Source organism: Lentilactobacillus parafarraginis DSM 18390 = JCM 14109, assembly GCF_001435895.1.
GTDB classification, from domain to species: Bacteria; Bacillota; Bacilli; order Lactobacillales; family Lactobacillaceae; genus Lentilactobacillus; species Lentilactobacillus parafarraginis.
The window spans coordinates 1-11,118 of record NZ_AZFZ01000068.1 but is presented as its reverse complement, the minus strand read 5'-3'; the positions used below and the strand labels follow the sequence as shown (position 1 = coordinate 11,118).

Sequence of the window (11,118 nt, the reverse complement as noted above, 5' to 3'; positions counted from 1 at the left end):
TGTTGCACTTCAATTTTAAATCGGGGAAAAATATAAACTCCAAAAGCAATCCAGACTATACAGTATTTTTCATTTCAGCTTTCAAGAACAACAAAATTCCCTCAAAAATTGCCAACCAAATAATAAACTATTCTTTGAAATTATTCCCCGAAATGCCGATTAACTTATTTTTAGATGGGTACTTATTGACATCTAGGCAAAACTTTTTTCACAAGCTTATTCATCAAATTGATAAAAACCGAATTCCTAATACTAAGACAGTCATTGGTGGGTTAGAAAATCGACAAATTGATGCCCTGCTGTTTTTTCTTACCACTGACTACAGATATCATCGCTCCTCTCTGCAGCCAATTATTGACGTCGCACCAATGTTTAAATTTATATACGCGCCTGAATCATTCGACTACAGTCACATTGATATTACCGATAGAAGATGGCAAATATTAATAATCGGGAACCTAAAGAAATGGCAAAATCGATTTACAAAATACTTCAAGAATAAACAATTAAAAAAGCAGGTCATTTCACTTCATCAGTATTTCCAGAGTAGAAATACTGATATCAACGGTTTTACAACAATGTCCTTCCTTGAGAGTATTTTATCAATTTAATATTAACCCCCCATCTCACATTAAGTAATCATTCACCTGAAAGTTCTTTGTTATAATTGCCAACTAAAAATGAACATAAATGTATACCTCTAATCAATAACCTGTATAACTCTCCAATTTGCCCACAAATCCGCCCAAAACTTTTTATCAGTAATCGTCACAACCATCTCTGTCGTCGCAGCCGTTTCTATCGGATTTGTTGAGCTACTCCAAGTTGTTAGAGCCACCTTTAAATTCAACGGAAGTTTCTGGAGCTGGGTCCAGGGAGTCAATCTTAATTGGCTAGGATTTGCACTGGTCGCGCTGTTTATCGCACTCTGGGGCCTATTCTATTTAATCTGGAAAGCAACTCGGCAACGACGATTAAATACTGATTTGTAGGATTGATTAGCATCCCAATAAATGACTCTCTCCACTAATGCATCACCAATCCCCCATCCACATAAAGGCATTGCCCAGTCACATTATTCGATAACCTTGAAGCCAAGAACACCGCACTCCCCGCAACATCTTCCGGCACGGTCAGCCGCTTAGTCGGCGTCATATTGATGATTGATTCCCGGACATCATTTTGAGTTTCAACGCTGGAATCAGTTGGATAAGTGAGCCCAGGAGCAATCGCATTTACTTGAATTCCAAACGCACCAACTTCAGCCGCCAATGATCGGGTATAACCGATCAGGGCGGTTTTTGCCGTTATATAGTCATGGTAAGGGATCAGTGGAAATTCAACCAGATTACTGGCCATATTAATAATTCGTCCCCTGTTCTGCGACTTCATAATTGGTAAGGCTTCGTGGCAAACATTGAAGCTGCCGTGAACATTACCGTCCAACTGATCTTGATAGTCCTGCCAGGTAATTGACTGATCGGTTTTTCGCGTCTTGGGATTAAACGTGTAGTGATTTAATGCATTATTCACGACAATATCCAAGCCATTGAAATTATCTTTGATTTTTCGAATCATTTCCTGAACTGCCACAGGATCACGAACGTCGGCCTTAATGGCAAATGCTTGCCCGCCACCCTCAAGGATTTCCCGAACAACTTGATCAGCCCGTTCTTGATGCTTCACAAAGTTGACCGCAACAATTGCGCCTTCTTTGGCGAACTGCTTCGCAATTGTTGCCCCAATTCCGCGACTACTCCCCGTTACCAGTGCGACCTGATTTTTCAGTAACATGCTTATCCTCCTTACTCAACGTCCGGGTCAAATTTCTCAGCAGCCCGCTCGGTATTTTGCTCAACATCGATGAATCGCAATAGATCCAGTAAATTAAAGTGGCCGTCATGATGCCAGCCTGGTTTTGCCCGGGTCATCTCACCTAACGCGCTAATCCGATCAATCCCGGCCCTACCAAGTTGATTAGCCAACGAGAAAAGCCGAGTCGGTTTCACAGCCAGACCACAACTTTGGAGATATTGCTTGAACGGCTGCAGATATTCGGGAACTTGTTCAAGCTCATCAATTGCATAAACGTGAATTGTCCGATTTAATGGCGAATTAACGAATCCAGGATGCGCGTGATAAACAACCGTCCAATCGGTATTTCCGTCACTTGCAAACACCTGCACATCAGAATCATTCAACGCCTTTAATTGATAGTCATTACGCAATCGAACGACAGCAGCCGCTTGTTCGTTTGTTAACTCTGCCCGTGGCCGCTTTAATTGATAATTCGCAAGTTCAGAAGCAAGTAATTTGGCAACATTCAGAGGTGATGTTGTGCCGCCCTTTTCAACAAAAATCGTTTGCGCCGACAAACAGCTTTGCTGGTCATAAACCGCAACATCCTCAATCGCTTGTTTGACTGTTTGCAAATAATATTCCGGCGTTAATGCTTCGCGGCCAATCATCGAAAAGCTAATTTTGTAACCATAATGCAAGAATATTTTGGATTTTGGAACCAATTCTTTAATGGCATCCAAAGCCGTATCAGATCCGTACACGATGGTTGCGTCCGTCGCGGATGTGGCAGCTTCTTCCAAATTCATTGTGCCACCCTTCCACGGCAGGATTGCCAGACAATCGGCCAGTTCCGGGCTGACTTCCGCTAAGCTTTGGTCAAACAGAACCGGAAATAGCGGTTCACTCATCGACGTTTTGCCAAGACTAGCTGACTTTACAATCGTCGCCATAATCAGCGACCAAATTTGTAAGCCCGGAATATTGCCTGAGAAAACGTGAAACGTCGTCTCAGGACCAAACGCCTTGGTCATACTCCCACTTTTTTGTGGATGAAAGTCGTCAAGAATTTCTGGCTGGTCAAGTTCACTGTCGACGAAACGCATCAATTCCTTTTTCCGGAATACCCGAATAAACCGTTTGATTTCAAGCTCAACCGTTTCTGCGTTGTAACCCGTAATTTGTGGTAATAATTTCATTGCCAACCGGCGTTGTGGATAATCCGGATGCGTCCATAAATTGACTGCCTGATCAATTTTGCTGATAATCTCGGCGACTGTTAAATGACTCAAGTAGGCCGCCTGGTTGTGACGTAATCGATCATTAATCTCGACAATGGCATCTGGTGTCACAATCGGGAAACGCAAACTATAGTCTAATTGACCAATGGTAATCGTCTGATAGCCGAAGTTGGTCAATGTAATCCCGCGGGGCATCTTAAAAATGTCCACTGGGATCACCTTAATTGTCCCCATTACCGTACGCTTCAATTTGGTGCCTCCTTACATCTGGTTAGCATGCAAAAGCTGATCCACCGCAATCGAACAGCCCTTTGCTTCAGCTCCCTGGACTCGGCCTGAGACTTCGAAACCATTTTCATCCTGGATGCCCATATCCTCTGTCAAAATGGCAACGCAAGAATTCCAGTTGGCCAAATCATAGTATGCGATTAAGCCGGCATGACCACTTTCCACGGGCTGCAACGTATCCGTACTTAAAATGCGAACCCGAACCCAGGCAGGGGCTGCCTTTGTATAATCCAGTGGCAAATGGTGGTATAAGCGCACAAGGTTTTGGTCGTAGCATTGCGAGCTGATCTCCGTCATGCCGTACATATTGATGTAGTGATCACGATCGATATTAAATGTGTTTTTAATGGCATCAAAGAGGTCCTGAGCATCCACACTTCGCGACTGGCCTTTAAATCCACCGGTGTCAAATAACCGACTATCAACTGGCAATTTGAATGTCAGTTTTTGTTCATTCAAATAGTCCAATAAATGAACGTACGAGAAACTGGCCCCTAGTAACATTACTGGACGACCCTGGCGTTCTGCATCTTTTAATGCCCCAACAATTCCTTGGTAATCCATGCCATTTTCGTCAATAAAAATACCGCTCTTATCATCACCAAAGAAGTCAATTGCCTTAGTCACATAACGAGACAGCGATGAATTCGAATTTGTTTTTTCACCAGGAAATAGCCCAAGAATCGTCATCTTATCCCGATCCGGTAGCACAAATTGCTTGAAGGGATACTTCATGGAAGCATCCCAAACTTTAAACGATGGATGATAATTGTGACTTCGATGATTTGGATCTGTTGTCCCGCTAGACATAAAGACGGGTTCATCTTTTTGCACCGGCGTTGTCGACAACGTCAGCTGCTTGTACCCCTGAATCGGCATCAGTGGAATGCTCTGCCAGTTGTTAACGATCAAGGGGCTTTTTCGTTGACTTTGAGCATACCGTTTGTAAGGAAGATTACTCTTGAATTGGTAATCAAACAAATCCAAGGCAACCCGGTTAAAGTCAGATTCACTAAGTTGTTGATCATCCGTCGTCGCGTAAGTTTGAATAAACTGATAAATATCGTTTTGAATTTCAGTCGATGTTTTGGTCATCATGAACGCCCTTTCTAAAAAGACTCGGAATTGAAATTAAGCAAATGTGCAGTCCCACTGCGGAAATTGCGCCAATTAAAATATTATTGGACAGTAACGTTTTTAAACTTCCGGGAAAGCCGGCAGCGTAGGTTGGCACAGCAATTGCCAAAATAATTGACAGTCCAATAATTAGGTTATTAGTATCATTATTTTTAGATTTTTTAAGAATGGCAAACCCGGTTGTGATCAAGGTAGCAGCGGCTGGTAAGAACATCCCCCCAATCACTGGTGATGGGGTTAAGGATAGAAATGCCCCCAATTTAGGAATGAACCCCAAGACAATTAGCAGGCCACCCGTTAGTAAAATTGGCTTGCGGGAATGCACGCCGGTCAATTTCATCACCCCTAAATTTTGAGCAAACGCGGTCGTGGGGAATCCACCAATTAATGACGACAATGCTGAGCCAGCCGCTTCACCAGCAATTCCGTTTCGAATCCGCTTCTGATCCAAGTTAATGTTAAGAACGGATGCCGATGCTTCATAAACACCTAACGCTTCAATAACGGCAACCGTGTAAGCAACGAAGAATGTGAGAAAAATACTCCAATTAAACGAAAAGCCTCCATATGGCAGTAAACGAGGCAACCCAATTAATGGTTTGGATCCCAATGCTGATAAGTCAATCATGCCAGTCAAACCGGCTAGAACATCACCGACCACTAGTGCGATCAGGAAGGAAAATTTGTGAAAGAACCCTTTCCCGAAAAGTGATAACAGCACGACAATTGCGGCGGTCATTACTGATAACAGCAACGTTTTTGGCAATGCAAATCCTGGTGTGCCCGGACTACCACCCAGAAATTCTGACAGGGCAAAGCTTGCGAGTGACACCCCAACCAAGAAGATAATGGTCCCAGTAATTGCTGGCGTTAAACGTTTAACCAATTTTGTTAAAAGCCCGGTAACTGAGAGCCCAAAGACAAGAAGCGCACTGACAAAGATTGAGCCACCAGCTGCCGGCAGCATCCCCGTTTTTCCAGCGTTAATCATCAACGCATCAAAGGCAGCGGAGGGTCCCTGAACAATCGGCAATCTCACTAACTTAGTAGCTTGAATTAAAGTGACCAATCCAGAGGTAATAAAGATGGCATTTACCAGATTAGTTGATAACGTCAATGACAGCCCCGCCGACGAGGCAACAAAAATTGGATCCAACCAAACATTCGATACAAAAATATGTTGAATACTAACAAGAAAGGTTTGCCCCCAGCCCAAAGACTCGCTGCTAGAAGCTGGCGTCTCTTCCTGAGCACGATTCATACACAACATCTCCCTAAGCAAATTTTGCTTAAGCTAACTGAGAGCGGTTTCCTTGAGACGAAAAAGAGGTTGAATTCGAAATGAATTCAACCTCAAGTACAGGACGAAATATTAATGATCATTATCCAGTAATATTGGCTGCATTCCTCCGCTGGTACTAACCAGATCAGGTACATAGGGTTAAGATTGCTTGCACAATCTAGTCTCAGCACAATGGCTCCCCTTGCAGTTAATTTAAGCGATTAAAGTATACCATGAATTGTAGTGAATGAAAGAGGATTGTGGGTCGGATTTCCACTTTCATTTTTAAGCTATTTCTAAAAAATTATTATATTTACAAGTTTGTTCTAAGTCCCCCAGGATCAATAAATGGGAGATTAACTCAACCACGAATCCATCCGAAACTTCTTATCCGTAATCAGCTTAGCCGCGCTCTCCGCCAGCCGACTCTCGCCGGCATATTCCGCGTTGTCGCCAACCGTGCGGTGAAAGGCCACCACCAACTCGCTGAGTTCGCCCTTATCTGGAAAGAGCCACCGCAAAGCGCCCAGCTGTTCCATGATCACAACCAAACTGATAGCGGCCTGATCAACAGTGCTGGCCTGCATTTGGTCCCGCAGATAGCGGGTCACCTGTTCACGGGCAGCATCGGTGGGCACGTAAATGATGTGCGTGTCCAAATTGTTTTTGAACGGCACCTTTTCCACTCGCTGATCGGCCAGCAGCTCACTTCCAATACCATCGTAAATGTCGTTGGCAATATCCCAGCTCGTAATTAAATCAAGAGCGTCCTTCGTTTGGGCACCCTTTTTAATTTCCGCATTGATCCGTTTTTTGAGGCCATCCAAATATTGGGGCAGATCGGCGTACTTGGCGTTATCGACAATTTCGATAGTTTCGCCAATCCTCAATACCCCCTGATTAATCAAATCAAATAACGCGGCCAGCACGAAATAGGCTTGGGCCGTGAACCGAGTTCGCAGCATCGGTTTTCTGGCAATCGTTTCGGTTAATAGTAGATAATTCTTCGCAGTTGGTAATTGCACGTATGATGCGCCTCCTACACATTTATTTCTGCCCTAATTATACAGGCATCCACCCCCTTTGAGGAGATCCGATTCAGGCTTTCTTCCCGCAACACAAAAAAACTTCGCCCCCATCACAGAAGCGAAGTTCATCAACCCTTTTCACCAAGAAGCCAACCTATTGATTGTCCCGCGTTGCTTTCTTGGGTGGATTTTTGTAAAAGTCAAACATCATATTCTTACTGGCAATGGCACTGTCATCCGGATTAATGGCGGTTACGCGCAGGGTTGCTACCTGCTGTTTCAGATTATTGGCGTCTAACACGTTGACGATGTCGCCCTTCTTTAACTTGAGCCGTCTCACCGCCGCGCTTTTAATGACCGAGTCATTCAAAAATAATCTGGAAATAAAGTCGTTGCTGGTCAGTATTTTTGGCTCTTTTGCCATATTCAAGCCCCCTACATATGTTCGAGTCATTATCCGATTGAAAAAAGGTGCCGGTCAGGGCACCCTTTTTCAATTCAAATCGTTAAAGTCACTAAACAATTGTCTGACGGTCCGAATCACCGGTTGGATCATCGTCGGTCCGCTTGCGTTTCTTGTACCCAACAAGCGCAGAGCCGGCAGCCAATGTTGCCAATCCAAGCAGGCCGATAACAGCCGCCCCATCTTCATCGGAGTGACCGGTTTGTGGTAATTTACCACTAGCCATAGTACTGCCACCCGTATTCGATGGTGAAGTTGTTGCCGCACCTGGCGTTGAAGCGGCTCTTGTGCCGATACCAACACCCGCGCCGGTTCCAACTCCAGTGGTGTAGCCGCCTGGAATAACCCCAGCGGTTCCAGCTGATCCGGTTGACGAAGTTCCGCCACCCCGGTTAGCCGAAGTACCAGTTGCACCAGCACCATTGGCCCCGGTCCCGGTTGCGGTCCGGTTACCATTAGCGTTAGCGCCAGGACGAGTTGTCTGTGTCCCACCGGCTGACGTGGTCTTGGAACCGGAACTACCAGCCGTCGAACCATTGCTAGTGGCTGACCGTTTCGTCAAATTACCACTGGCATCAACGTTGAAACCGTCAGCGTTAGCAGCCGCGATTGCCTGGTTCATCAAATTAGCAACTTGATCAGCCTCCTGAGCAATCGCCGTAACCAAGCTCTTCACATTAGCAGCTTGGGCTGAAGCAATTGCCGCCTGACTGTTTGCTGCTGAGTAATTCCCAGCAGTAAATGCAGAGGCAGCGGCGTTTGTGGCGCTTACGGCATTCGTAGCGGCAGTAACCGCGTCGCTGTATTGTTTACCAGCGGTTGACGAGATTGCCGCAGCTTGCGAAGCGTAACCCATAATTGCCTGGTTCTTAGGATCCTGAGCGGCAATGTGGCCGATAACGGTTGTGTCAGAAACGATCTTTCTAACATTCGAAGCCGCGTTTGCCAAATCACCATTCAAGTCTTTAGCCCCAGCAATCGCGTTGCTTACTGCATTCGAAGCGGTCGAAGCCGTTGAAGCGTTCGAACCACCACTAACGACGTTTCCACTTCCATCGACGGTGAAACCATCTCTGGCAGCCGCATCACTAGCGGCCTTTCGAGCAGCAGCAGCAATTGCAGCCTGACTGGCAGCGGTTGAAGCTGCCCCCGAAGCAATCGCCGTTTGACTGGCAATCACGGTTGCATCAGAAGCCAATCCACTGAAGTTGCCCTTCGCAGCATCGGAAACTGCGTTGGCGGCCGCACTGGCAGCGGTTGAGGCCGCATTATTGGCGATTGTTGCAGCCGAACGAGCAGCCGAAGCCGCGTCCGAAGCAATTCGATTCTGAGACGTCACGGTTCCATTCGATGGATCCGCGCTATTCAATCGGTTGGTAATGTCAGCATCGGAAGTTGCCTGACTAGCTGATCGATTAGCATCACTAGCGTATGAAGCAGCACTATTATTCGTGTTGATCCCGCCAGATGCCTTGTCGTCAGAAGCCGCTTTGTCCGAAGCATCCTTGGCAGCACTCGCAGCATCAGAAGCGTGTTTCTTAGCATCACTCGCTGCCCCAGAAGCAATATCACTATTACTCTTGGCACCGGAAGCGTCACCACTCTTGGCAGCATCACTCGCTGCATTTGCTGCGTCAGAAGCTTTCTTAGCATCACTAGCCGCACCAGAAGCCGCATCACTGGCAGCTTTAGAATCGGAAGCAATTCCCGAGTCGTTTGGATGACCACTGGCGGCATTCGAAGCCGCGTCGGATGCTTTCTTGGCATCACTAGCCGCGTTCGAAGCATCAGAAGCCGAACTCTTCGCACCGGATGCCGCATCACTGGCAGCCCCAGAAGCAATATCACTATTACTCTTGGCACCAGAAGCATCATTGTTCTTCGCATCTGAAGCCGCATTCGAAGCCGCATCGGATGCTTTCTTAGCGTCACTGGCAGCCCCAGAAGACGCATCACTGGCTGCTTTGGAATCAGAAGCAATTCCCGAATCGTTTGGATGACCACTGGCCGCATTCGAAGCCGCGTCGGATGCTTTCTTGGCATCACTAGCCGCGTTCGAAGCATCAGAGGCCGAACTCTTCGCACCGGAAGCCGCGTCGCTGGCAGCCCCAGAATTATTACTGTTGCCGCTGGCTGCGTTTGAGGCATCACTAGCAGCATTTGAAGCGGTACTTGCGGCACTCTTGGCATCAGAAGCCGCATCGCTGGCAATCTTGTTGTTGCTTGCAGCGCCTGAGTAATCGCCCTTATTAGCAGCGTCACTGGCCGCACTGGCAGCATCAGAAGCCTTCTTAGAATCCGAAGCAGCATTTGATGCGGCGTCAGAAGCTTTCTTGGAGTCAGATGCTACTGCTGGATTACCCGAGTTAGCACTGGCAGTTGAAGCAGCGTTCGAAGCGGCGTCAGAAGCCTTCCTGGCATCAGATGCAGCATCGGAAGCGTGCCCGGATGCTGAGCTTGCCTGACTCTTCGCGTCATTAGCAGCCTTGTTGGCAGCGTCAGAAGCCGCATCGCTGGCAACCTTGGCATCACTCTTGGCCGCAGATTCGGCATCAGAAGCAATGGCGTTTTGGCTATTAGCGGCGCTGGTTTGATCACTGGCAACCTTAGCCTGAGAGTTTGCGGCTGAGGTATCCCCGGCCTTTGCAGCTGAGTTGGCAGCCGACGTTGCATCCGAAGCCTTAGCAGCGGCATCACTGGCAGCCTTTGCGGCGTCAGAAGCCTTATTAGCTTGGGTGTTGGCATCAGAAGCGGCGTCGCTGGCAATCTTATTGTCGGAGGTGACCCCTGAATTAGTTGGATCAGTTGAAGCATTGTTGGCAGCTTGTGAAGCGGCATTCTTTGCGGCACTGGCAGCGTCACTGGCGCCAGAAGCATGATCGGCAGCTGATTTAGCAGCATCACTGGCGTTGTTGGACAAGGTCCCCACATGCCCACGAGCATCACTGGCAGCTGCGGCAGCATCGTCGGCAGCATTCTTAGCAGCCTGTTCAGCATCAGAGGCAATCTTGTTATTGGAAGCAACCCCAGAAACGTCGCCCTTTGTAGCGGCCGCACTAGCAGCATTCGCAGCGGCGGAAGCAACTGCAGCCTGGCTCTTAGCCGCACTTGCTGCGGCTGAAGCTTTGGCCGAATCTGAAGCAAATGCTGATTTAGCATCAGAGTTTGCAAACGTGTTTGCATCACTCATGTTCTTAACGTCAGCGGAATCAGAAGCAGCGGCTGAGGCAGCATCGGAAGCGCCATTCGCATGTTCAGAAGCAACCTGGGCATTGGCGTGGTTGGCAGCACTAACCGCATCACTCGCCTTAACCTTTGCATCGGAAGCCGCATCACTGGCCGTACTCAATGCGTTCTTGGTTCCGGCGGCGTCACCCTTTGCGGCAGCGTCACTGGCAGCTTTAGCCGCGTCAGAGGCAACGGTCGCATCGGAAGCCGCATCGGAAGCGGCACTCTGAGCCTTCGCATCGTCAGAGGTGATCGCACTGTTCTTTGGAAATGCTGAAGAATCCGCAGAGGTCTGAGCAGCGGCATCTTTTGCAGCGTTGGCAGCGCTGGATGCATCGGCAGCATACGAGTTGGTGCCGTTAACAGCGGCCGAGTTAGCCTTATTGGCAGCGTCGGAAGCCGCATCAGAAGCCTCGGAATTATGTTGCTTTGCATCGGAGGCGGCGTCGCTGGCAATCTTGTTGTCAGAAATCGCGCCGGAAGTATCCCCGCTCTTAGCGGCTGAACTATCACTGGCCTTCTTGGCATCACTAGCCGCGGCGGAATTGCCACTGGCAGCACTGGCGGCATCACTAGCGTGAGCTGAAGCCGACTTCGCATCGTTGGCAGCGTTGGAAGCGTACCCTGAAGCTGAGTTGGCCGCGTCACTGGCAA

Annotated in this window: 9 protein-coding genes and 1 riboswitch; of the genes, 2 read left to right on the top strand and 7 right to left on the bottom strand. The window is 47.9% G+C overall.

Features of this window, described 5'->3' with window-relative positions; translation table 11 throughout:
* Positions 1-611: hypothetical protein (locus FD47_RS15890; RefSeq protein WP_235806088.1), on the top strand; the 611-nt coding region annotated here is incomplete at its 5' end.
* A gap of 96 nt (positions 612-707) precedes the next feature.
* Entirely contained in the window at positions 708-992 is a 285-nt protein-coding gene (locus tag FD47_RS16200) for a HoxN/HupN/NixA family nickel/cobalt transporter (RefSeq protein ID WP_082402662.1), read from the top strand.
* Between the two features lie 34 nt (positions 993-1,026).
* On the opposite strand, the gene FD47_RS12260 is transcribed toward FD47_RS16200, so the two are convergent.
* The 7 genes from FD47_RS12260 to FD47_RS12230 form a co-directional block, all read right to left on the bottom strand.
* Positions 1,027-1,794, bottom strand: coding sequence for an SDR family oxidoreductase (locus tag FD47_RS12260; RefSeq protein ID WP_056980739.1), 768 nt, complete (start codon positions 1,792-1,794; stop codon positions 1,027-1,029).
* 11 nt (positions 1,795-1,805) lie between these two features.
* Positions 1,806-3,287, bottom strand: coding sequence for an acyl-CoA reductase (locus FD47_RS12255; RefSeq protein ID WP_202813712.1), 1,482 nt, complete (start codon positions 3,285-3,287; stop codon positions 1,806-1,808).
* Between the two features lie 12 nt (positions 3,288-3,299).
* Positions 3,300-4,424 carry a LuxE/PaaK family acyltransferase gene (locus FD47_RS12250; RefSeq protein WP_225427445.1) on the bottom strand — a complete coding sequence of 375 codons (1,125 nt, stop codon included), beginning with the start codon at positions 4,422-4,424 and terminating at the stop codon, positions 3,300-3,302.
* Entirely contained in the window at positions 4,402-5,724 is a 1,323-nt protein-coding gene (locus tag FD47_RS12245) for a solute carrier family 23 protein (protein ID WP_128468909.1), read from the bottom strand. The genes FD47_RS12250 and FD47_RS12245 overlap by 23 nt, the downstream gene beginning before the upstream one ends.
* 126 nt (positions 5,725-5,850) lie before the next feature.
* Positions 5,851-5,958, bottom strand: a riboswitch (TPP riboswitch).
* Between the two features lie 143 nt (positions 5,959-6,101).
* The gene (locus FD47_RS12240; RefSeq protein ID WP_054736130.1) at positions 6,102-6,770 is read right to left on the bottom strand and encodes a hypothetical protein; all 669 of its coding nucleotides are present in this window, start codon (positions 6,768-6,770) and stop codon (positions 6,102-6,104) included.
* Between the two features lie 157 nt (positions 6,771-6,927).
* Positions 6,928-7,197 (bottom strand): hypothetical protein, encoded by a 270-nt coding sequence (locus FD47_RS12235; RefSeq protein WP_008213273.1) that lies wholly within the window; start codon positions 7,195-7,197, stop codon positions 6,928-6,930.
* Positions 7,198-7,288: 91 nt separating this feature from the next.
* Positions 7,289-11,118 (bottom strand): LPXTG cell wall anchor domain-containing protein (locus FD47_RS12230; RefSeq protein WP_156404150.1); only part of this gene is annotated, 3,830 nt, incomplete at its 5' end.

What these genes read in the sequence shown, in the direction of transcription:
- FD47_RS12260 (WP_056980739.1), bottom strand. Translation starts at nt 1,794, where the DNA reads ATGTTACTGAAAAATCAGGTCGCACTGGTAACGGGGAGTAGTCGCGGA.
- FD47_RS12250 (WP_225427445.1), bottom strand. Translation starts at nt 4,424, where the DNA reads ATGATGACCAAAACATCGACTGAAATTCAAAACGATATTTATCAGTTT.
- FD47_RS12245 (WP_128468909.1), bottom strand. Translation starts at nt 5,724, where the DNA reads ATGAATCGTGCTCAGGAAGAGACGCCAGCTTCTAGCAGCGAGTCTTTG.
- FD47_RS12235 (WP_008213273.1), bottom strand. Translation starts at nt 7,197, where the DNA reads ATGGCAAAAGAGCCAAAAATACTGACCAGCAACGACTTTATTTCCAGA.